The following is a 21,999-nucleotide window of genomic DNA, read 5'->3' on the forward strand; positions in this document are numbered from 1 at the left end:
AGCTCATACCTTCTGTACATTAAAATATCTTGCATCAGGATGGGCAAAAACAATAGCTGAAACGGATGCTTCAGGCTCCATCATACAGCCATCTGTTAAATGAACGCCAATATCTTCCGGACAAATTAAACGGAATAATTTTTTCTGATCTTCTAAATCTGGACAGGCTGGATATCCGAATGAATATCGCTGGCCATGATATTTAGCTGCAAATCGTTCTTTCATTGTCATTTCAACTGGATCTGGGAACCCCCAACGATCTCTAATTTGGCGATGAATGAGTTCAGCAAAGCCTTCAGCCGTTTCGAGAGCAAGTGACTGCAGGGCATGGCATTCCAGGAATCTGCCTTGTCCCTTTAATTGGTCTGCAACTTGACGGATGCCTTTACCAGCAGTAACAGTAAAGAAGGCAACATAATCCATTTGACCGCTTTCCTTTGGCTTTAAATAATCTGCAAGGCAAAGAAATGGTTCAACTTCCTGCCGTGGAAATTCAAATGTTTCAATAATAGCTGTTTGCTCCTCATTATAAATAATCACTTTATCGCCATCTGACTGTGCCGGGAAAAATTGATAAACAGCTGCCGGCTTGATCCAATTATTTTCTTTTGATGCCTGGATCAAGTCATTCACCACACCATTTATTTTAACCGCCTTCTCATCGCCAGCAGCAAGCAATTTATCAAGTTTTCCTTTTAAGCCAAGATGGTGTCCAATCAGCATTTGCTTATTAATATACGGTTCAATATGTGCGAGAGAATAGGACTTCAGCAATTTTCTCTTTAAATCCTTTGGAACAAAAACAGGAATGTTTATATTTAATTTTGTTCTCATTTTAACTGCGGTTGCGGTATTTGCTCGATTTCTTTCAAAAGGTACAGCACTTAAAGCAGTCAATTGTTTTTCTGCTTGCTGAAGCTTTAGCTTTTCTAATTCTTCGGGCACCTGCAGCTGGTTAGCAAGCGAAAGACCATTCATTGCATCCTTTGCATAAAGAACAAGACCATCATATTCTTTAGCGATTTTTGTATCGGTAAATTTTCTTGATAATGCTGCTCCACCAACTAAAATCGGGATATCAATTCCAGCCTGCCTTAAATCATGGGCGGTAAGGACCATTTGCTGTGCAGATTTCACAAGCAAACCAGAAAGTCCTATCATATTTGGTTTTTCTTTTTTAATCGTCTCCACAAGCTGTGCTGGAGCCACTTTAATTCCAAGATCAATTACATCATAGCCATTATTACTTAATATAATATCCACTAAATTCTTACCGATATCGTGGACATCTCCCTTAACGGTAGCAAGAACAATTTTTCCTTTTCCTGAAGTTGTGTCATCCTTTTCCATATAAGGCTCCAGATAGGAAACAGATGTTTTCATCACCTCAGCACTTTGCAGGACCTCAGCAACAATTAGCTGATTGTCATTAAATAAGCGTCCAACTTCCTTCATTCCATCCATTAATGGACCATTAATGATTTCAAGGGGGGCAGAATAAACACGGAGTGCCTCTTCAAGATCGGAAATCAGTCCTTCTTTTGTTCCCTCTACCACATAATAAGCAAGACGTTCCTCAAGCGTCATATCAGGCAAAATACTTTTCTTCTCTTTTCTCTTATCTCGGTAAAAATCTGTAAATTCAGCTAGTGCTTGATCTGTCGTTTCAAAAAGCAGCTTTTCTGCTAGCAGCACTTCTTCCTTAGGAATAGAGGCAAATCGCTCCAACTTTTCCGTATTGACAATTGCATAATCTAAACCGGCTTGAGTACAATGATAGAGAAAAACAGAATTTAAAATTTCACGGCCAACAGGAGGGAGGCCAAATGACACATTGCTAATGCCAAGGATCGTCTGTACGCCTGGTATTGCTTTTTTAATTAAGCGAATGCCTTCTACCGTTGCTTTCGCTGATCCAATGTATTGTTCGTCACCAGTTCCAACAGGGAAGACAAGCGGGTCAAAAATAATATCCTCCGGTTGGATGCCATATTTATTTACAAGTAAATCGTAAGAACGCTTCGCTATTTCTAACTTCTTCGCGGCAGTAACACCCATCCCTTTTTCATCAATTGTACCAACTACTACAGCAGCACCATATGTGTGAATAAGAGGAGCGGTCACTGCAAATTTTTCTTCTCCGTCTTCTAGATTAATAGAGTTAATAATTGCTTTTCCCTGAGAATACGAAAGAGCCTTCTCAATCACTTTTTCGTCAGTTGAATCAATAACAAGGGGAGCCTTCACTTTCTTGACAAGTTCCTTCATAAAGTTTTCAACATCTTCAAGTTCTTCACGGTCAGGATCGGCAAGACAAACATCGATTACATGGGCACCGCCTTTTATTTGCGCGCGTGCAATTTCAGATGCCTCCTCAAATTTCCCTTCTCTTATCAGCCTTTTAAATTTTCGTGAACCAATGACATTCGTACGTTCTCCAACCATAATTGGACGAAGGGTAGGATCATCATAAATAAATGGTTCAATTCCGGAAACTTTATGAATCGTACTTTTTTCAAATGTACGTGGCTCATACTTTTTCATTTCTTCAGCAATTGCTTTAATATGATCAGGCGTTGTTCCGCAGCAGCCCCCAACGATATTCAGCCATCCTTCAGAAGCAAAACCTCCTAGCTTTTGTGCTAACGTTTCTGGTGTTTCATGATATTGCCCTTCCTCATCTGGCAGTCCAGCGTTTGGATAACAGCTGATGGCTGTCGAGGCAAGACCGGATAAGGATCGTATATGATCCTGCATGAATTCAGGACCTGTTGCACAGTTTAATCCAACTGCCAATGTTTTCATATGTTCAAGTGAAATATAAAAAGCTTCAATAGATTGTCCTGCAAGTGTTGTTCCCATTGGTTCAATCGTTCCCGACACAATAAGCGGCAATTCTTTGCCCGTCTTTTTGAAGGCATTTTGAATACCGATATATCCTGCCTTTACATTTAACATATCCTGACTTGTTTCAAGGAGAAGGAGGTCTGAATTCCCGTCGATCAATCCTCGCGCCTGCTCCTCATAGGATTGAATCAGATTTTCAAAGGTTGTCCCGCCTGTCACACTTAAGGTTTTAGTTGTAGGTCCAAGTGAACCTGCCACAAATCTTGGCCAACCCTTAGTAGACAGCTGATCGGCTGCTTTTCTGGCAATTAAGGCAGATTTCTTATTTAGCTCATATGCCAAATGGGCTAATCCGTATTCATCTAAAACCACACTTGTAGCCCCAAAGGTATTCGTTTCAATGATGTCGGCACCAGCATGCAAATACTCAAGGTGAATACGTTCAATGAGAGAAGGGGAGGTAATCGTCAAATATTCATTGCAGCCTTCATATTCCTCCCCGCCAAAATCATCGGCTGATAAATTAGCGTTCTGAAGCATTGTGCCCATTGCGCCATCCATGATCAGAATTTTTTTCTTTAGTTGATCAGATAGTACTGATTTCTGCATGTTTTTTCCTCCTCGTTATTTTGGCGCTCACTTCTTTTGTATATGCTGATAGTTCAACCGTCATGTCGTAGCGCATAAAAGGAGTAATCAAGTAGATTCCATTAAAAAGCTCACAGGCCGCATCAATTAATGACTTGGCAATAGCTACTCCTTCTTGCGCTGCTAGAATAGGATTATCGATTAAACTGGCCATACGGCTGCGGATTTCCTCTGAAATTTTTATGCCTGGCACTTCATTATGGAGAAATTCTGTATTTTTACTCCCTGTTAGTGGCATGATCCCAATGTAAATTGGTTTTTCTAGATGTTTAACCGCTTCATACACTTCCGTTAGTTTTTCTTCTGAAAATACAGGCTGGCTAACAAAATAATCTGCCCCATAATGGATTTTCTTTTCGAGCCTTTGTACAGCCTTTTCGATGGATCGAACATTCGGATTAAAAGCGGCACCTACGGAAAATACGGATTGTTCTTTTAAATGTGTGCCCGAAATCGAATAGCCTTTATTCAACTGCTTAATCATTTGAATCAGCTCAAAGGAAGATAAATCATAAACAGAAGATGCTCCAGGAAAATCTCCAACTCTTGCTGGGTCACCTGTTACAGCTAATACATCATATAGTCCAAGTGTATGCAGTCCCATCAAATGGGATTGAAGACCTATCAGATTTCGATCCCTGCATGTAATATGAACTAATGGACGAACGCCAATCTCCTTTTTAACGCGATAACCAAGGGCTGAATTACAAATTCTTGGAGTAGCAAGAGAATTATCAGCTAATGTGATTGCATCAATGCCCATTTTCTTAAAAGCCTTTACGCCCTCAAAGAAATTCTCCGTTTTCAAATGTTTCGGCGGATCAAGCTCTACAATTATTGATGGTCGGTCATTGACGATTTCTTCTAACGGGGGAAACTCTCTAACCGGGATGTCTTTCTTTAATACTTGTATCTGCTCACGTTTCTTAATTATCTTTTCTGAAATAGGGGAGAGGCCCTTAAGTTCATCTGCAAATGCCTGGATATGCTCAGGTGTTGTCCCACAGCATCCTCCTAACAATCTAATACCTTGATTTCTAAATGCACTGGCAGACTGTTTGAAATAATTGGAGTCACCTTCAAAATGGAATTTACCGTCCGTATATGCAGGAATACTCGCATTCGGATAAGCTGATAAAAAAGCATGCTTTGAAAGGGGAATATCCTCTAATGTTAAAAGCATATGATGGGGGCCTAGCCGGCAATTTAAGCCGACTACATCAGCTCCCAGACTCTCAAGACGCTTAAATGCCTCTGAAATCGGTGTTTGATTTTGCAGAACACCAACTTCGTGAAGGGAAACCTGGGCAATGATTGGCAATTGTGTTTCTTTCCGCACAATGGGTAGAACATTTTCCATTTCCTCAAGATCATAATATGTTTCTAGTAATATCCCATCAACCCCTTCAAGCAGAAGACAATAGAGCTGCTCCCGAAAACTTCTTTTTATCTCTTCAAGAGGTACCATATTGGGTTTAATCCCTCGTATACCGCCAATTGTTCCAACTACAAAGCTGTCTTTTTCAGCTGCTTTCCTAGCGTTCCGAACGGCAAATGTGTTGATTTCCTTCACATTATCCTCAAGACCATACCTTTGCAGCTTTATATAGTTGGCGGCATAGGAATTGGTTTGTATCAGGTTTGCACCGGCATGTATATACGCTTGGTGAATTTGCTGGATTTGTTCTGCATGCGAAAGGTTTAATTCCTCAAAGCAGCAATCTGTCCCATATGAATAGAGAAGGGTCCCCATAGCACCATCAGCAATGAGAATTTCATTTTTCATTTTTTCAAGGAAACTCATTTTCATTCTCCTCTATGAAGTACTTTTTCTTTGAAACTACTAGCAGATAGTGCTTTATTAAAGTCCTTTAATAAATCATTTGAGTTCTCTAATCCAACTGAGAGGCGAAGAAGGCTATTGCTAATTCCTCGTTTTTCACGTTCATGAAGGGGCATGGCTGCATGGGACATTTTTGCAGGATAGGAAAGGATGGATTCCACAGCACCAAGACTCACAGCAAACACAGGAATTTTTACCTTTGATACAAAATCTCTTAATATTCTTTCATTTTCAAGTTCAAATGAAAGGACAGCTCCAGCACCTTTTGCTTGCTTGCTTTGTAAAACATAGTGTGGATGGTCCTCCAAGCCAGGATAGTAAACATTTTTAATGGCTGGATTTTCCTTAAGGGCTTGGGCGATTTGTTTGGCCGATTGGATGGATTGAGCAAGTCTCACATGTAGCGTTTTGATTCCGCGTAAAACGAGCCAAGCATCTTGTACACCAAGTACTGCTCCAAATGAATTTTGCAAAAAACCAATTTTATCTGCAAGAATTCGGTCCTTTACTACAGTAAGTCCGGCAACAACATCACTATGACCTGATAAAAACTTTGTTGCACTATGCAGGACAACATCTGCTCCTAAAGTTAAGGGCTTTTGTAATGCTGGCGTTAGGAAAGTGTTATCAACGAATGTCAGTGCGCCATGAGACTTAGCGATCGAGCTGACCGCTTTAATATCCGTTACTTTCAACAGTGGATTGGATGGAGTTTCAACATAAAAGACCTTTGTATTTGGACGGATAGCCTGCTTAACATCATCTAAATCAGTCATATCAACAAAAGTATGCTCAATGCCATATCTTGAAAGCACTTCTGTTACAAAGCGATAGGTTCCTCCGTATACATCCTCTGTAATTATTACGTGATCTCCCTTTGACAGTAGCAGGAAAGCAGTTGAAATGGCCGCCATTCCTGATGAAAATGCAAAGCCTCTAGTTCCTTCCTCCATATCAGCTATAACCGTTTCTAATGCTTCTCTCGTTGGATTTAAGCTACGGCTGTAATCATACTTTCCAAATGAATCAATATCATATTGATGAAAGGTAGAGGCATGCTGGATTGGAACACTGACAGCACCTGTTAGATGATCAATTTTTTGACTATTATGAAGAAGTTTCGTCTGAAAACTCCATGATTCTATTTCACACATTGCACACCCTCCGTCTGAGCTTTAGCAAAAGCCAGCTCTAGGTCATTTTTTAAATCTTCTACATGCTCTATTCCAACCGAAAAACGCAATAATCGATTGCAGACACCTGTTTCAAGCCGGATATGTTCTGGAATATCGGCATGTGTCTGCGTTGCGGGATATGTTATAAAGCTTTCCACTCCGCCAAGACTTTCTGCAAATGTAACAAGGCGAAGACTTTGTAAAAACGGATTTACCCAACCTTGGTCTTTGATTCGGAAAGAGATCATTCCGCCTTGTCCTGGATAAAGAACATCGGTAACAGCATCATGCTCAAATAAATACTGGAAAATTTCCTTTGCATTTCTTTCATGACGCTCCATTCTTAGAGATAATGTTTTCATTCCACGAATAAGCAGCCAAGAGTCAAATGGACTTAATACCGCACCCGAAGCATTATGATTTGCAGCTAATGATTCACATAGCTCTTTGCCCTTGGCAACGATAAGACCAGCCAATACATCATTATGACCGCCTAAATATTTTGTTGCACTGTGGATGACAATATCTGCTCCAAGTTTTAAAGGCTGTTGTAAAAGGGGAGTGAAAAACGTGTTATCAACAATAAGCAGAAGATGATGCCTATTTGCAAAAGTAGCGACCTCTTCAATATTCGTTTGCTCCATTAAGGGGTTCGTTGGTGTCTCGATAAAAATGGCTTTCGTCCGATCAGTGACTTCTTCCTCTAAAACTTCAGAGGATAATGATTGAATATATTTGCAGCGTAAACCCCATTTCTTACATCCTTGTTCAAATAGACGATAAGTACCGCCATATAAATCCTTTGAAACAATAAATTCGTCGCCAGACTGAAAGAGGGATAGTACGGTGAGAATAGCCGCCATCCCTGAACTGCATGCAAATCCTTGGTCGCCTTCTTCAAGCTCAGCAATTGCATTTTCAAGCAAATATCTTGTAGGATTGCCAGTGCGGATGTAATCATATCCAGTTGACTGGCCAATCCCTTCATGACGATAAGCAGTAGATAAATAAATGGGTGGATTCACTGCTCCTGTTGCAGATTCACTTCGATTGCCAATTTGGGCAAGAATTGTATCAAGCTTATGCATCTTATGCACTCCTTTTTCTCTATAAAAAATAAAAAAAGCCTTCTATAAGAAGAAGACTTTTTCATAAGCAATAATTAGCCGTTCTTCTTATCTTTCAAGTTATAAAAACTTGCAGGAATTAGCACCTTATTAATCTCAAGGATTAATGGTTGCTGAGGTGTCTTCGGGCCTTACCCTCGACCTCTCTTGATAAGAAATCAATATTTAATTATTTCAAACTTTACAACACTTTTATAATAAAAGTCAATGGGTATTTAAAAAATGCGCGAATGCACAATAATATTATTATGTAAACTAAATTCATTAATCCATTATCTCTTATAGGAAAGTTATAAAAAAGTATGAATGATTTATTTAATCCTTATACTTATGGAAGATAATCACTTTTTTAGTATAAGTTTTTCTTCCTGAATAATAAAAAAAATATTTTTCACTAGTTTCGTATTAAAAACCTTTGAACAACAGGGTTTTACATGGTAGAATGGCTTTGAAAACGATTTATCCTCTGAAAAATATTATTATTCTAATAATTATCAATTACATGAGAAAAAGTGGATAAAAAGTTGCATTTACTACAAATTCAGTTATGGAGGTCATTTTCCATGAAAAAGCCATTGAATGGCGAAAAGCCTTTTGCTGAAGGCTTTCATGGCCCGAACCTTGGCTATGTCATTGAATTATATGAAGCATATTTAGAAGACCCTGAATCTGTTGATCCTGAAATGAAAGCATACTTCGAAACTGCAGGATCACCAATGCTAGAAAATCGTACAGAGAAGGCGGAAATTAGTGGCGTTAATCAAACTGTTCCGCAACTAGAAAAAACTTTGTCGGCAATTCGTCTGGCAGATAATATTCGCACTTATGGCCATCTAGCCGCAAACATTTATCCATTAAATGACCATGAACCCGAAAAAAAGCTTTTTGAGCTTTCACATTATGGGTTAATAGAAGAGGATCTGTATGCAATTCCAGCAGGAGTCATATGTAAAGATGCGCCAATTCCTCTAAGGAACGCATTTGATGCAATTGATTACTTAAAAAGCATGTATATGGGTACGATTGCATTCGAATTCCATCATGTATATGATGCAAACGAAAAAAATTGGCTGCGCCGAAAAGTTGAATCAGGCAGCTTAAAGCTTAAATTGCAAAGAGAAGAAAAAACAAAGATTCTAAAAAGATTAACAGAAGTAGAAGAATTTGAAAAATTTCTTCATCGGACATTTGTTGGTCAAAAACGGTTCTCAATTGAAGGGCTTGATTCAATGGTGCCTTTACTTGACGAGATTGTTGCAGAATCAGTTTCAAAAGGGGCAAAAACAATTAATATTGGCATGGCACATCGAGGGCGCTTAAATGTACTTGCCCATGTGCTTGGTAAGCCGTATGAAATGATTTTTGCTGAATTTCAGCATGCGCCAAATAAAGAACTTGTTCCATCTGAAGGATCTATCGGGATTAGCTATGGCTGGACAGGAGATGTGAAATACCATCTAGGTCTTGATAAACAAATAAAAGATGAAAATACAACTGTGACACGTCTGACATTAGCGAATAACCCAAGCCATCTTGAATTTGTCGGTTCTGTTGTTGAAGGGTTTACACGAGCTGCACAGGATGATCGATCAACTAAAGGCTATCCAATTGAAAATTTAAGTTCAGCGATGTCCATAATTATTCATGGGGATGCAGCATTCCCTGGTCAAGGAATTGTTGCAGAAACATTAAACTTAGGGCAATTGAAGGGATATAATACTGGAGGATCCCTTCATATCATTGCAAACAATACAATTGGCTTTACAACAGAATCTCGAGATTCCCGTTCAACGAGATATGCAAGTGATCTCGCAAAAGGATATGAGATTCCAATTCTGCATGTGAATGCAGATGATCCTGAAAGCTGCATAGCAGCTGCAAGATTTGCGAGCGAATACCGAGAAAAGTTTCAAAAGGACTTCTTAATCGATCTTATTGGTTACCGCCGCTTTGGGCACAATGAAATGGATGAGCCAATGACAACAAATCCATTAATGTATAAAATTATTAATGAACAGCCTACAGTAAAAGAACTGTATGGACGAAAACTTGTAAATCAATCAATCATCAGCAAAGATGAAGCTGATATAATCGAGGAAAATGTATTAGTTAAATTGAAAGCTGCCTATGAAAAAGTACCTGCAAGTAAAAAGGAAACAGAAGAATTAAATCCGCCTGAAACTGTAGAAAAAGGCTTGCCAAAACTTAAGACAGCTGTTTCTTTTGATACGTTAAAGGAAATTAACCAAGAGCTGATAACATGGCCAGAAAAGTTTACAGTTTTCAATAAATTGGACAAAATTCTGAACCGACGAAAGAACGCACTTGATGGCGAAAAGAAAATTGATTGGGGTCATGCTGAAACATTAGCTTTTGCATCAATTTTACATGATGGCACACCAATTCGCCTGACAGGTCAAGATTCCGAGCGAGGAACATTTGCCCACCGGAATATAGTTTTACATGATAGCAGCACAGGTAAATCTTATTCGCCGCTGCATTTACTTTCATCCGCGAAGGCTTCCTTCGCTGTTCATAATAGCCCATTATCAGAAGCAGCTGTACTCGGCTTTGAATATGGTTATAATGTCTTTGCACCTGAAACACTTGTTTTATGGGAAGCACAATTTGGAGATTTTGCTAACTCAGCACAGGTGATCTTTGATCAATTTATTGCTGCGGGAAGAGCCAAATGGGGGCAAAAATCCGGTCTAATTATGCTCCTGCCACATGGGTATGAAGGTCAAGGTCCTGAGCATTCAAGTGCACGCCTGGAAAGATTTTTAACATTAGCCGCAGAAAATAACTGGACTGTTGCTAATTTGACTTCTGCTGCACAATATTTTCATATTTTACGCAGACAGGCAGCCATTCTGAAACGTGAAGAGGTTCGTCCGCTTGTTATTATGGCACCGAAGAGCCTATTGCGTCATCCACTTGTTGCTTCAAGCGGATATGAGCTGAGTGAAGGTGAATTCCAATCAGTCATTGAACAGCATGATTTAGGTCAAAGTATCGAGAAAGTTACTCGCCTAATTCTATCGACAGGAAAAATGGCTATTGATTTAGCTGATCACCTGAAAAATATAGACGACCATGAATGGTTCCATCTTCTGCGAGTAGAAGAAATCTATCCTTTCCCGATTGAAGCCATTCAAAAAATAATTAAACGCTATCCAAACTTAAGTGAAATTGTTTGGGTTCAAGAGGAACCAAAGAATATGGGTTCTTGGAATTTTGTTGAGCCAAGATTACAATATATTGCACAGAAAGAAATCGATGTTTCCTACATTGGCAGACGCAGACGATCAAGCCCTTCTGAAGGGGATCCAAATGTTCATAAAAAAGAACAAGCACGAATGATAAAAGAGGCATTTACGCATAAGCAAGAGGGAGGAAATTAAGGTGGCAGATATAAAAGTACCAGAACTAGCTGAATCGATTACAGAAGGAACAATCGCCCAATGGTTAAAAAAACCAGGTGATTTCGTAAATAAAGGCGATTATGTTGTCGAGCTTGAAACAGATAAAGTGAATGTCGAGATCATTTCAGATCATAGCGGAATCCTTAAAGAAGTTAGAGCTGCTGAAGGCGATACGGTTAATGTTGGTGAAACGATTGCCGTAGTAGATGAAAGCGGGGAAGCTTCTGCTGAGTCAGTCCAATCACAAGCTGAAACAGCAAAGGCTCCAATTCAAGAGGCACCGAAACAAGCTGTTCAAGAAGAAGAAAACGTTCAAGTAAACAATGAGCAGAAGGGGCAGCGGCCAATTGCTTCACCTGCCGCAAGAAAAATGGCTCGTGAGAAAGGAATTGATCTTACACAAGTACCGACTGTTGATCCGCTTGGACGTGTTCGTGCACATGATGTATCATCTTTTACCCATCAAGAGGCAGTACAGCAAAAAACGTCATCAGCTCCAAAACCGCAGCCAGCACCTGCCGTTCAGCCTGCTGGTAAAGAAGTTGAGCGTATTCGTATGACCCGCCGCCGTCAAACGATCGCTAATCGACTTGTTGAAGTACAGCAAACCGCAGCGATGCTGACTACTTTCAATGAAGTCGATATGACAAATGTTATGAATCTGCGTAAACGTCGTAAAGATAAATTCTTAGAAGAAAATGACGTAAAGCTTGGATTTATGTCCTTCTTCACTAAAGCTGTTGTTGCTGCTTTGAAAAGAAGTCCTTTATTGAATGCAGAAATTCAAGGCGATGAGCTCGTTCTGAAAAAATTCTATGATATCGGCATTGCCGTGTCTGCGAACGAAGGCCTTGTTGTTCCAGTCGTACGCGATGCAGACCGTAAAAACTTTGCTGAAATAGAAAAGGATATTTTGGATCTTGCTGAAAAGGCAAGAAACAACAAATTAGCTTTGCAAGATCTGCAAGGTGGAACATTTACGATTACAAATGGCGGAGTTTTTGGCTCGCTATTATCCACACCAATTCTTAATGGACCACAAGTCGGCATTTTAGGCATGCATTCCATTAAGCTGCGTCCAGTAGCAATTGATGCAGAGCGTATGGAAAACCGTCCAATGATGTATATTGCACTATCATATGACCATCGAATTGTAGATGGCAAAGAAGCAGTAACTTTCTTATCAAGAGTGAAGGAATTAATTGAAGATCCAGAATCACTGTTGTTTGAAGCATAAGAAAAACGCAAACGCCTTAATCATTGCCTTACAGACTAGGGGAGAACTGAAGTTATAAAGTCGAGGGACCGCTTGCATTAGACAGTTCACAGATTTGAAAAATGTTATTAAAACAAAGTAACAGGGTGGAGTATTCCACCCTGTTTTTATGTGCTAATCGGACTAATTAAAATGCAATTAAAAAGAGCGAAAGGGATCTAAACCAATCGCTCCATTGTTGGAATTGTGTCTTTTACTTTTTAAATGGCTTTAAACCGCGTTTTGCAATCTCCATTTTCAATATCCTAATCCATTCTTTCTCTGACCCAGACTTTAATGCATCACGATACGAGACGACCAATTGTTCATTACTCATAATCTTCATTCTGCATACCTCCTGAAATGGATTGAATATGAAGCTTTCATTCATTTTAATCGTTTCTGTCACATTTGAAAACCCTAATTTTCTAAAAAGACAAAAAAAGGACTTTTGAACCTTAAAAACACTGAAAAAAAGTGGTTTACTCAACATAGGTAAAAAATTGGAAGTAAATACATAGGAGGATGCAACTATGAAATTAATGAAATGGATATTTATATCCACACTCGTCCTATTCCTTGCTGCTGCCTGTTCAAAAGATAAAGAAGAATCAACAAAGGAAGTAACAGCTGAAGCGAAGGAAGACGAGAGTGAAAAAGAGCAAAAAAAGGAGAAACAACAAGAAGAGACTGAGGAAAAAGCAGCCGAAGCTAAAGAGGATGCGGAAGTGTATGTAGCAGAACAAACATTTGAAGAGATTGCTTTTCAAAATGTCAATTGGTTTTTTGGATCTCCTGAACGCCAGCCAAAGGGAGGCATTTGGGTATTTACCGCAGAGAAGCATGCTGGTGAATTAAAAGAGACGTTTGATTGGGAAAAGGAAGATGTATTGCTTGTTCAAGTCAATGACCCTGCTTACGTAAATCATGCGATGACAATTAAAGGACTCCAAATCGTTGATGACAAAACAGTGAAAATTGTTGTTTCTTTAGAGGCTGAGGAAACTGAAAGTGACAAAGTGCCTAGAAGATATGTAACTGTTGAAAAGAATTCACTTACAGGGAAAAACTTCCTCCTGGAAGACGAAAAGACTGGAGAAGCTATAAAGTTGAATTAAGAGAGCAGCTCTGCTCTCTTTTTTCTATTTCTATTTCCATTTACAATAAAAGCAGAATACGATGAAGGGGAGATTCTATGAAATTAGCACTTGATCATATTGTTCACTTTATACAGCAGCATCCTAACGTGGCAGTGGAAGAATGGGTGAGGCATGGATTTCATGCAGTAATGGGAGGAAGCCATGAAAAATGGGGCACATATAATAGTTTACTTTATGTGGGAGATGCATATATCGAATACTTAGCGATCGAGAATGCGGAGATTGCAGCTAAATCTAATAATCCTTTAATCTCTCAATTAATTAAAGATCTCACGATTGGAGAAGGGATTGGACAAATTTGCTTCAGAACAAATAATATGCTTGATTTAAAAGTAGAGCTAGAGAACAAAGGTTGTGAAACGTATCCTATTTTTAATGGAAGCAGAAAAAGGCAAGATGGCTCAACGATTCGGTGGAAAATGCTTTTTATTAAAAACTCATCGAGCTTGCCGTATCCCTTTTTTATTGAATGGGAGCAAGAGGATTCGGTCCGGATGAAAGAATTGAAAGAACTTGCATACTTGGATGATAGACTCGTGATGCATTCCATATTTTCTATTCAGGTTGCAGTTAATGACTGTCAATCTGCAGCGAAGCATTGGGCAAAATTATTCCATTTTACCTTAACCGACATTTATATAGATGAACGCTCATCATTGAAAAAGGCTATACTAAAAGCTGGATCGTTTGAAATTCATTTTTGTCAGCCATTAAATGAGGACAGCCCGTTACATAACATCCTATATAAAAAAGGCGAAAGACCTTTTGAAATAAATTTTGCCCCAGTCCTTGATGTAAATTCTATCTTTTTGTTTTCGGCGGAATATAACTAAATATGTTTAAAATGCGTTGCAGCCTAGTGACGCATTTTTAATTGCAAAATACCATTATTAGAAAATATTGAATATTACGTGATATATGATAACATAAAATGTAAGCGTTTCAGATAACTTATGTTTATACGAAAGGGTGATGTTCATATGACAGAGTTGTTAAGTTTAACTGTCGGCAAGCTATTAGAGGAAAAAGCAATAAAGCATCCAGATCACGAAGCAGTCGTGTACGCTGATAGAGGTCTGCGTATGACATATAAGCAATTGGAGGGCAATTGCAGACGTGCTGCAAAGGGCTTGATGAAGCTTGGGCTGGAAAAAGGCGAGCATATTGCAGCTTGGTCAACGAATACACCAGAGTGGCTCATTACTCAATTTGCAACTGGTCAAATGGGGGCAGTTCTCGTTACCGTTAACACAAATTATCGAACAGCAGAACTTGAATACTTATTAAAGCAATCTGATTCGACAACAATAATCTTAATGGAACAATATCGTGATGCATCGTACATAGACATGCTGTATGAAATTGCACCAGAATTAAAAACGAGTAAACCTGGCTGTCTTCAGTCCACCCGGCTGCCATTCTTAAAAAATGTCATTGTGCTCGGTGAAAAGAGATACCCAGGGACATTTAGCTGGGAAGATATTTTAGCTTTAGGGGATACGGTGCCTGATAACCTGCTTGATGAGCGGTTAAACAGCCTTGATCCTGATGATGTGATCAATATGCAATATACTTCAGGAACAACTGGTTTTCCAAAGGGTGTTATGCTTACGCATAATAATGTTGTTAATAATGCATTTAATATCGCCCATTGCATGCGATTATCAAAGGATGACCGTTTATGTATTCCTGTGCCATTCTTTCATTGTTTTGGCTGTGTAATCGGCACGCTCGCGTGTGTTTCGGTTGGCGCAACAATGGTTCCAATACAAGAATTCAATCCAAAAACAGTACTTCAAACTGTACAAGATGAGAAATGTACAGCCCTCCACGGGGTACCAACCATGTTTATTGCAGAATTAAACGATCCTGACTTCAATCAGTATAACCTTACTACACTTCGCACAGGTGTCATGGCAGGATCCAATTGTCCAATTGAAGTCATGAAGGCAGTAATTGAAAAAATGGGTGTACGTGAAATTACGATTGCCTACGGACAGACTGAATCATCTCCTGTCATTACACAAACAAGAACAGATGATCCAATCGAACTTCGGGTTGAATCTGTAGGAAAGGCTTTACCCAATGTTGAAGTAAAGGTTGTTGAACCTGGAACAAGTAAAGAGGTCCCAATTGGGATACAGGGGGAGCTTTGTACAAAAGGCTATCAAGTCATGAAAGGCTATTACAAAAATCCTGAGGCAACTAAAGAAGCAATTGATGAGGATGGCTGGCTCCATACTGGGGACTTGGCAGTGATGGATGAGAATGGATACTGTAAAATTACCGGACGGTTAAAGGATATGATTATCCGAGGCGGTGAAAATATTTATCCCCGTGAAATTGAGGAATTCTTATACTCACATCCGAGCATCCTTGATGTGCAGGTAGTAGGTGTACCTGATGCGATATTCGGTGAAGAAGTAGTTGCTTGGATTATTTTAAAGGAAGGGGAATCAATTACAAGCGAAGACATGCACGAATACTGCAAAGGGAAAATTTCAAGGCATAAAATTCCTCGGCATTTTGAATTTACAGATGCTTACCCAATGACAGCATCTGGGAAAATTCAAAAATACCGTTTACGGGAGCAGGCCAAAGAAAAAATTGAAAGAGCAAATTCAATTTAATGAAATTTCCTCAGCATTATTTCCCTCTCAATGTTTAAGACACCCTGCAAAGGTGGTATATAAATATTGCCATCTTCTAAGAGAGAGGGTTTTCTTATGGATTATGTTACGAATGCACGGTTATTAGAACTGGTTTATGATGGGAGAACCTATGAATTTTTAGAATTTATTCGTATTGACCGCATATGTGAAATTACTTATATAACATTAAAGAATGTGATTACGGCTGAAATGTTTACTTTTGATGAAAATAAAATCAGAAGTATACGGATGAAAATACATCCGCATTCACGGGAGAATTTAAAAAATCAAGAATCATCTTGCAGTTAGTAGCCCCTTTTCTTTATACTATTAAATATAAAGAATGAAGGAGTTGCTACAATGATCCATCTAAACTGGCATGAACGAGAGACTGTAAAACATGTTAAATGTGTGCACACAGATGCAGCTAAATATATCGTGAACAAAGCATTAACAGCTGGTAAAACGTATGAAGTAAAAAATGAAACTGAGGAATTTTATTTTATCATTGATAATTCAGGAAAAGTTGGCGGTTTTTACAAAGATTATTTCCAAAATGCATAATGAATGAAACTGTCAGTAAAAAATGCTGGCAGTTTTTTAGGTAATAGGAATTTCAAGAGGTGAGGATACAAATGAATATAGGTGAAAGGGATTTTATATTATCTGGTGATACAGTTGAGTTATTGCCATTAGAACAAATTCATGAAGATCCGTTGTGGGAAGCATCTAAAAATAAAGAAATTTGGACATTTATGGCAACAAAAATCAATACAAAGGAAGAATTAAGTGCTGAAATTTCAAAAGCGATAATTGCAAAGAAGCAGGGGACTCAATATCCATTTGTTGTTATACATAAGGAAAGAAATGAAATTGTGGGGAGTACTCGCTTTCTAGATGTTTCAAATGCAAACAAAAGTGCAGAGATTGGATTTACATGGTACCACCCATCCGTTTGGCGAACAAAAGTGAATACAGAATGTAAATTCTTGCTGCTAACACATGCTTTTGAAAGCTGGCAGTTGAATCGTGTATTTTTTAAAACAGATGCAAGAAATATACGATCCCAGCAGGCCATTGCCCGTCTTGGTGCCGTTAGAGAAGGAGTTCTGCGAAAGGATAGAATTATTTCTGATGGCTTTGCACGTGACACCGTATACTTTAGTATCCTTCAAGATGAGTGGCCTGAGGTGAAAAAGCTGCTTCTTGAAAAAATGAAATAAGAGGATCAGCTTTCGATCCTCTTTTCTCATTTACCGTTGTTTATTCACATTTGAAGGAAACATCCTGCGGACACTTTCTGTGAATTCTTCAAATAAACCTTCAATTGGTTCACCATTACGAATATCATTTGTATATGAAGTCATACGATCATAGAAATCTGGGTTTGCCGAAATATATACATCGTTAATATCCTGGTCAACCGCCTTCACTTGATCAGAAATCTTTTTTTCAACAATACGTGTTAATTCAACGCCTTCACCAAGCTGAGCTGCAACATACGCATTATCATCTGTAACAATTACGTTCACATCTTCCACTTCTGGCATTGAAGCAATTCGATCTGCAGCTTTATCGGCTACTCTCATTCTTGGTGAATCATTATTTTCATTTTGTGTATCATTTCTCACTCGAAGCAAAGGGTCACGGTCGTTTAGATCATTTGTATCATTAAAACGATTCCCATCATTTACGCGAACCGGATCTGTTACATCACGGTTTCCGAGAGCAGTATCATTCCCATTGTTATTTGCCCCGCATGCCGTAAGGAAAATTGCTGCTAAGGCTGCAATAAACATCCATTTATATTTCAACTTACATTCACTCCTTTCAAGTCATTCATATTTATTTTTCCTACTTAAATAGGAGCTATTCATGCTTTATTTTTCATAAGGATGAGATTTTTTCCTTATGAATGGTATGATAGGATTGATGAACATGGAAAGCAGGGAGAGAAGCATGATTTATGTTTTTATTGGAATTGGCGGAATTGCTGGCAGTTTGCTTCGCTATTTTGTTTCTATTTGGACTGATCATTTATGGGCACATGCCTTTCCATATGGAACTCTTATCGCAAATTTAACTGGATCCTTTCTCCTTGGCATTTTCACAAGGAAATACGGTAATAACGAGAAGGTAAATCGCATGCTTGTTCTGTTAATCGGTACCGGTGCAATTGGTTCTTATACGACAATGTCTACCTTTAGCACGGATATGATCAAGCTCATTGATAAAGGGGATTTTGGTATCGCACTACTATACATCTTGCTTAGTTTAACTGGCGGACTGGCAGCATCCTGGTTTGGCTATTTCTATCCATTCAGAAAAGTGAGGACATAAAATTGGTTTTTCATATATGTTTGGTAGGAATTGGCGGTTTTTTTGGGGCAATTTGCCGGTACCTTGCAACTTCATACTTCCAAAGAAAATTCCCAAGCAAGATTCCATTAGGTACAATAGCTGTTAATTTGATGGGCTCCTTTTTATTAGGCTATCTATTGGGAATAGCAGAAGATGATGAGTTGACCTTATTTCTTGGAACAGGTTTTATGGGAGCATTTACTACGTTCTCAACCTTTAATTTAGAAGCAATAAAACTGATCGAAAGTAAAGAAAAAATAGCAGGAATATTTTATATTGCGATCACCTATGCAGGCGGAATTATACTTGCTTTCCTGGGGATGCTTGCCGGAAAAATTGGAAAAGGAGCATAGCATTTTGGCTATACTCCTTCTTTTTGTTAGTTTGAGCTTACTTCTGTACCTTTTGATTTCTCGGATGGGTACAGCCTTCGACCAATCATTGTTTGCACAGTTAAGAAAATACCGCCAACTGTCCAATAAAGCGGCAATGCCGCTGGTGCATTTAGCGAAATTAAGACAATCATTATAGGGGAGAGAAGACCCATAAACTTCATTTGCTGCTGTGTTTGAGCAGGCATATTCGCCTGTGAAACCTTGAACTGCAAATAATAAACAATCCCAGCAACTGCTGTAATCCATATATCTGAATGCCCGAGATTAAACCATAAAAACGAATGGGCAGCAATTTCCTCGGAACCTCTAATCGCATAATAAAATCCCATTAATATTGGCATTTGAATAAGAATTGGAAGACATCCCATATTAAGCGGATTGACATTATGCTTCTTATAAAGAGCAAACATTTCCTGCTGAAGCTTTTGCTGTTCTTTTTGATCCTTTGCAGCTTTTAACTTCTTTTGGATGCTATCCATTTCAGGCTTAAGGACATCCATTTTCTCTTTCATTATTTGTTGTTTTTTATATTGCTTTAACATTAAAGGCATTAACAACAGTCGAATGGCAAGAGTAATCACAATAATTGCAATGCCATAATTATCATGAAAGAGAACTGCCACTCCGTGTATTAAAGAGGCAAATGGTTCGACAGCGAATTTTTGAAAGAAGCCATCGCTATTTTGTGTATTGGGTGATCCACAAGCTGATAAAAGCATAGTTCCTGCTGCGAGCATGAATAATAAATAAAAGTATTTCAGTTTTTTCATATTGTCACTCCTCTTAATAGTAAATAAATTATTTTACAATTAGAGGAGTAGCACCTTCAGGATCATCACTAGGACCTTGTTTTTTGCGAATGCATTTAATCATCCAAACTAATAATGGATTTCTATATTTATAATAAAATAACTGCTGAATCGAAAATTTATTCGATGATTCAATTGTTCTAGCAGTATCTAAAGAGTTATAAAAATGATATTCAATATTCCAAACCCAAATAAACTTAACAATCATGCCCAAGAGGAAGCTTGCATAAATTGTATACTCGGTGGGAATATTCGAGATATCGATAATAAATTCAGTCATATTTTCACCTCATAACTTAAGGCCAATGGATAAATTATAGAGTAAATGTTTGATTTAAGCAATGAAGAACATATTCAAATACAATTGAAACATAAGCTTTCCTGTTGAACCCAAGGGAATAGAGTAATAGAATAGTAGATAGACTGACTAATTTAGAACGGTGGGGTATTTTGTTATTACCAAAGCAAAAAACGCTCGTTAAATTTATAAAAGTATTTATTCCCATTTTTATTTTATTTGTTCTCGCCTTTGAGTCAAAGGAAATTTTCAAAGATTTTAATTGGCAGCTGCTTAATCATTATTTGGACAGGTTAGCATTAAATAAACTTTTATTTATTTTAATCCTAGGTCTAATTTCACTGATACCGATGTTTTTCTATGATGTCATTCTGCTTCAAATATTTCACATATACATACCGAAAAGGAAGCTTATCTTTTTTTCGCTTGCTGCAAATGCATATTCCAATCTGATCGGATTTGGTGGAGTTGCTGGCACAACATTACGCTCCTTTTACTATAGATCATACGTAAGAAATGACACACCTTATATCCAGACCATTGCGAAATTGTCCCTATTTTATTTATCAGGACTTTCCGTATTATCCTGGATCACCGCATTTTCTGATATGCATGTTTATTCAGAAGTAAAATTCATCAAACTGGCAGTCTGGGCAATTGCCTTATACACACCTATTCTCTTGATTGTTTTCTTTCTAAAAAAATCTTTTTGGAACCTAGGGCATGTAAAACGCGGCTTTATTAGTGAACTAATGGCTGTTTCCTTATTCGAATGGTTATTTGTTGTTTTTTGTATATGGGGGATAGCGAACTTTTTAGGCGTTTCAGTTCCATTTACGAATGTATTTCCAATTGTAATTATTTCTGCTTGTGCGGGTATTATTAGCTTGATCCCTGGTGGAATCGGCTCCTTCGATCTTGTTTTTTTAATAGGAATGGAGACAAAGGGAGTACCAGCAGAACTTAGCTTATTAATTATTATGTTCTACCGTCTAAGCTATTATATCGTTCCAGCTGTTTTAGGGACGCCGTTTATTATGAGACATTTTATGCTGAAAAAAAATACTCGATAAGAAAAGCGCAAGTGTCTTGGTCATCGCGGAAGGGCCGGTTCTTTCGATAAAGGAAACACGGTGAGAGTGAGCGAACCGATGTTGACGCAATCGTTGCGGAGGGGACCTGAAGTTTGATAGGCGATAAGACGCTTCCGCTAGACAATTCTCTAACTCCAAAGTTATGCTTTCTTATCTTTATATAAAAGGGGGCTGTCTCATCAACAGCCCCTCCAATTATATTGATTCCTGCTTAACGTTTGTGTGAGCGGAAAATAAAAGGTTTGCGGAAACTAATCTTTTTCGAATGATAATGCCGATCCATGAAGCAAGTGCTGCTTTAATTAACCCAACAGCAAGGAACGGAGTGAAGCCGCTGGCTAAAGCCTGTACCCAAGTAAGTTCTGCTGAAATTTTCAGCCACGCAGTACCAAAAGATAAGGTGATAATCATCCCAATGGTATTTGCAAACATTGCATGTTTAAATGTAAATCCAACTTTCTCCATATAGAAACCGATGATAAATGTTGCAGGAATAAATCCAACTAAGAATCCGCCTGTCGGTCCAATTAACTTAGAAATTCCACCTGAGAATTCGGCAAATACAGGTACACCTGCAGAGCCAATCACTAAATACAATAGGACAGAAAGCGTACCATAACGGGAACCAAGGATTGTTGCAGCTAACCCGATGGCCAGTGTTTGTCCAGTAATCGGTACTAGCGGAAGCGGAATCGTTATTTGTGCTAAAACGCCGATAATAGCAGCGAATAGTGCAGTAACAATCATTGATCTTAATTTTAGTTGCTGATTTGTCATTTGCGAACTCCTCTCTATGTTAACTTTAAGATAATTAGGTTAACAATTTTAAATTAATATTTTCTTAATCTTTTGTCAAGCTCTTTTTCCTTGATGGAACATGGCTTGTGTAATCATACTCATTTCAGGGTAAT

20 protein-coding genes and 1 riboswitch are annotated in these 21,999 nt (G+C 38.4%); of the genes, 11 read left to right on the plus strand and 9 right to left on the minus strand.

The genetic code is table 11. The features are described 5' to 3' along the window. Positions 1–3: 3 nt before the first annotated feature. The 4 genes from metH to C1726_RS23760 are packed head-to-tail and all read right to left on the minus strand — an operon-like array spanning position 4 to position 7,601. On the minus strand, positions 4–3,456 hold the full coding sequence (metH, locus tag C1726_RS23745) for a methionine synthase (protein WP_102275416.1): 3,453 nt from the start codon (positions 3,454–3,456) through the stop codon (positions 4–6). Beyond that, positions 3,434–5,299, minus strand: coding sequence for a bifunctional homocysteine S-methyltransferase/methylenetetrahydrofolate reductase (locus C1726_RS23750; protein ID WP_102275417.1), 1,866 nt, complete (start codon positions 5,297–5,299; stop codon positions 3,434–3,436). The genes metH and C1726_RS23750 overlap by 23 nt, the downstream gene beginning before the upstream one ends. Before the next feature lie 2 nt (positions 5,300–5,301). Next, on the minus strand, positions 5,302–6,492 hold the full coding sequence (gene metC, locus C1726_RS23755; RefSeq protein WP_102275418.1) for a cystathionine beta-lyase: 1,191 nt from the start codon (positions 6,490–6,492) through the stop codon (positions 5,302–5,304). Then, positions 6,480–7,601: a methionine biosynthesis PLP-dependent protein gene (locus tag C1726_RS23760; protein WP_102275419.1), complete on the minus strand. Its 1,122-nt coding sequence runs from the start codon at positions 7,599–7,601 to the stop codon at positions 6,480–6,482. The genes metC and C1726_RS23760 overlap by 13 nt, the downstream gene beginning before the upstream one ends. A gap of 84 nt (positions 7,602–7,685) precedes the next feature. Further along, positions 7,686–7,797: riboswitch (SAM riboswitch) on the minus strand. Positions 7,798–8,203: 406 nt separating this feature from the next. Here C1726_RS23760 and sucA point away from each other — a divergent pair. Together sucA and odhB are read left to right on the plus strand one after the other, a co-directional pair. Further along, positions 8,204–11,044, plus strand: a complete 2,841-nt coding sequence (sucA, locus tag C1726_RS23765) for a 2-oxoglutarate dehydrogenase E1 component (protein ID WP_102275420.1) — start codon at positions 8,204–8,206, stop codon at positions 11,042–11,044. Between the two features lies 1 nt (position 11,045). Then, positions 11,046–12,302, plus strand: a complete 1,257-nt coding sequence (gene odhB, locus C1726_RS23770; RefSeq protein WP_102275421.1) for a 2-oxoglutarate dehydrogenase complex dihydrolipoyllysine-residue succinyltransferase — start codon at positions 11,046–11,048, stop codon at positions 12,300–12,302. A gap of 232 nt (positions 12,303–12,534) precedes the next feature. On the opposite strand, the gene sda is transcribed toward odhB, so the two are convergent. Then, positions 12,535–12,666 (minus strand): sporulation histidine kinase inhibitor Sda, encoded by a 132-nt coding sequence (gene sda / locus C1726_RS23775; RefSeq protein WP_102275916.1) that lies wholly within the window; start codon positions 12,664–12,666, stop codon positions 12,535–12,537. A gap of 187 nt (positions 12,667–12,853) precedes the next feature. Here sda and C1726_RS23780 point away from each other — a divergent pair, with 187 nt between their 5' ends. The 6 genes from C1726_RS23780 (at position 12,854) to C1726_RS23805 (ending at position 17,354) form a co-directional block, all read left to right on the plus strand. Continuing rightward, the gene (locus C1726_RS23780; protein WP_102275422.1) at positions 12,854–13,438 is read left to right on the plus strand and encodes a hypothetical protein; all 585 of its coding nucleotides are present in this window, start codon (positions 12,854–12,856) and stop codon (positions 13,436–13,438) included. A 77-nt stretch (positions 13,439–13,515) separates the two neighbouring features. Then, on the plus strand, positions 13,516–14,313 hold the full coding sequence (locus C1726_RS23785; protein ID WP_102275423.1) for a VOC family protein: 798 nt from the start codon (positions 13,516–13,518) through the stop codon (positions 14,311–14,313). Between the two features lie 156 nt (positions 14,314–14,469). Then, positions 14,470–16,110, plus strand: coding sequence for an AMP-binding protein (locus tag C1726_RS23790; protein ID WP_180968327.1), 1,641 nt, complete (start codon positions 14,470–14,472; stop codon positions 16,108–16,110). Between the two features lie 96 nt (positions 16,111–16,206). Next, positions 16,207–16,440: a hypothetical protein gene (locus tag C1726_RS23795; protein ID WP_102275425.1), complete on the plus strand. Its 234-nt coding sequence runs from the start codon at positions 16,207–16,209 to the stop codon at positions 16,438–16,440. Positions 16,441–16,491: 51 nt separating this feature from the next. Further along, positions 16,492–16,695 (plus strand): DUF6501 family protein, encoded by a 204-nt coding sequence (locus C1726_RS23800; RefSeq protein WP_102275426.1) that lies wholly within the window; start codon positions 16,492–16,494, stop codon positions 16,693–16,695. Positions 16,696–16,766: 71 nt separating this feature from the next. Further along, positions 16,767–17,354, plus strand: coding sequence for a GNAT family N-acetyltransferase (locus C1726_RS23805; RefSeq protein WP_102275427.1), 588 nt, complete (start codon positions 16,767–16,769; stop codon positions 17,352–17,354). A gap of 30 nt (positions 17,355–17,384) precedes the next feature. Here the strand turns inward: C1726_RS23805 and C1726_RS23810 are convergent, their stop codons facing one another. Next, on the minus strand, positions 17,385–17,945 hold the full coding sequence (locus tag C1726_RS23810; RefSeq protein WP_235822835.1) for a YhcN/YlaJ family sporulation lipoprotein: 561 nt from the start codon (positions 17,943–17,945) through the stop codon (positions 17,385–17,387). A 145-nt stretch (positions 17,946–18,090) separates the two neighbouring features. Here C1726_RS23810 and crcB (C1726_RS23815) point away from each other — a divergent pair, with 145 nt between their 5' ends. Both crcB (C1726_RS23815) and crcB (C1726_RS23820) read left to right on the plus strand, forming a co-directional pair. Then, on the plus strand, positions 18,091–18,471 hold the full coding sequence (gene crcB / locus C1726_RS23815; protein WP_102275918.1) for a fluoride efflux transporter CrcB: 381 nt from the start codon (positions 18,091–18,093) through the stop codon (positions 18,469–18,471). A 2-nt stretch (positions 18,472–18,473) separates the two neighbouring features. Beyond that, on the plus strand, positions 18,474–18,845 hold the full coding sequence (crcB, locus tag C1726_RS23820) for a fluoride efflux transporter CrcB (RefSeq protein ID WP_102275428.1): 372 nt from the start codon (positions 18,474–18,476) through the stop codon (positions 18,843–18,845). A 26-nt stretch (positions 18,846–18,871) separates the two neighbouring features. Here crcB (C1726_RS23820) and yidC read toward each other — a convergent pair whose 3' ends face one another. Further along, positions 18,872–19,657, minus strand: a complete 786-nt coding sequence (gene yidC, locus C1726_RS23825) for a membrane protein insertase YidC (RefSeq protein ID WP_102275429.1) — start codon at positions 19,655–19,657, stop codon at positions 18,872–18,874. 28 nt (positions 19,658–19,685) lie between these two features. Then, positions 19,686–19,976, minus strand: coding sequence for a hypothetical protein (locus C1726_RS23830; protein WP_102275430.1), 291 nt, complete (start codon positions 19,974–19,976; stop codon positions 19,686–19,688). 170 nt (positions 19,977–20,146) lie between these two features. On the opposite strand from C1726_RS23830, the gene C1726_RS23835 reads away from it, so the two are divergent. After that, a complete protein-coding gene (locus C1726_RS23835; RefSeq protein WP_102275431.1) occupies positions 20,147–21,067 on the plus strand; it encodes a lysylphosphatidylglycerol synthase domain-containing protein in 921 nt (306 codons plus the stop codon). A gap of 216 nt (positions 21,068–21,283) precedes the next feature. On the opposite strand, the gene C1726_RS23840 is transcribed toward C1726_RS23835, so the two are convergent. After that, positions 21,284–21,865: a biotin transporter BioY gene (locus tag C1726_RS23840; RefSeq protein ID WP_102275432.1), complete on the minus strand. Its 582-nt coding sequence runs from the start codon at positions 21,863–21,865 to the stop codon at positions 21,284–21,286. Positions 21,866–21,999 lie beyond the last annotated feature (134 nt).

It is taken from the genome of Cytobacillus massiliigabonensis, from assembly GCF_900199725.1.
Classification (GTDB): domain Bacteria; phylum Bacillota; class Bacilli; order Bacillales; family Cytobacillaceae; genus Cytobacillus; species Cytobacillus massiliigabonensis.

What these genes read in the sequence shown, in the direction of transcription:
- C1726_RS23840 (WP_102275432.1), bottom strand. Translation starts at nt 21,865, where the DNA reads ATGACAAATCAGCAACTAAAATTAAGATCAATGATTGTTACTGCACTA.
- C1726_RS23780 (WP_102275422.1), top strand. Translation starts at nt 12,854, where the DNA reads ATGAAATTAATGAAATGGATATTTATATCCACACTCGTCCTATTCCTT.
- C1726_RS23785 (WP_102275423.1), top strand. Translation starts at nt 13,516, where the DNA reads ATGAAATTAGCACTTGATCATATTGTTCACTTTATACAGCAGCATCCT.
- C1726_RS23760 (WP_102275419.1), bottom strand. Translation starts at nt 7,601, where the DNA reads ATGCATAAGCTTGATACAATTCTTGCCCAAATTGGCAATCGAAGTGAA.
- C1726_RS23750 (WP_102275417.1), bottom strand. Translation starts at nt 5,299, where the DNA reads ATGAGTTTCCTTGAAAAAATGAAAAATGAAATTCTCATTGCTGATGGT.
- C1726_RS23795 (WP_102275425.1), top strand. Translation starts at nt 16,207, where the DNA reads ATGGATTATGTTACGAATGCACGGTTATTAGAACTGGTTTATGATGGG.
- C1726_RS23805 (WP_102275427.1), top strand. Translation starts at nt 16,767, where the DNA reads ATGAATATAGGTGAAAGGGATTTTATATTATCTGGTGATACAGTTGAG.
- metC (WP_102275418.1), bottom strand. Translation starts at nt 6,492, where the DNA reads ATGTGTGAAATAGAATCATGGAGTTTTCAGACGAAACTTCTTCATAAT.
- C1726_RS23830 (WP_102275430.1), bottom strand. Translation starts at nt 19,976, where the DNA reads ATGACTGAATTTATTATCGATATCTCGAATATTCCCACCGAGTATACA.
- metH (WP_102275416.1), bottom strand. Translation starts at nt 3,456, where the DNA reads ATGCAGAAATCAGTACTATCTGATCAACTAAAGAAAAAAATTCTGATC.
- sucA (WP_102275420.1), top strand. Translation starts at nt 8,204, where the DNA reads ATGAAAAAGCCATTGAATGGCGAAAAGCCTTTTGCTGAAGGCTTTCAT.
- sda (WP_102275916.1), bottom strand. Translation starts at nt 12,666, where the DNA reads ATGAAGATTATGAGTAATGAACAATTGGTCGTCTCGTATCGTGATGCA.
- crcB (WP_102275918.1), top strand. Translation starts at nt 18,091, where the DNA reads ATGATTTATGTTTTTATTGGAATTGGCGGAATTGCTGGCAGTTTGCTT.
- yidC (WP_102275429.1), bottom strand. Translation starts at nt 19,657, where the DNA reads ATGAAAAAACTGAAATACTTTTATTTATTATTCATGCTCGCAGCAGGA.
- C1726_RS23800 (WP_102275426.1), top strand. Translation starts at nt 16,492, where the DNA reads ATGATCCATCTAAACTGGCATGAACGAGAGACTGTAAAACATGTTAAA.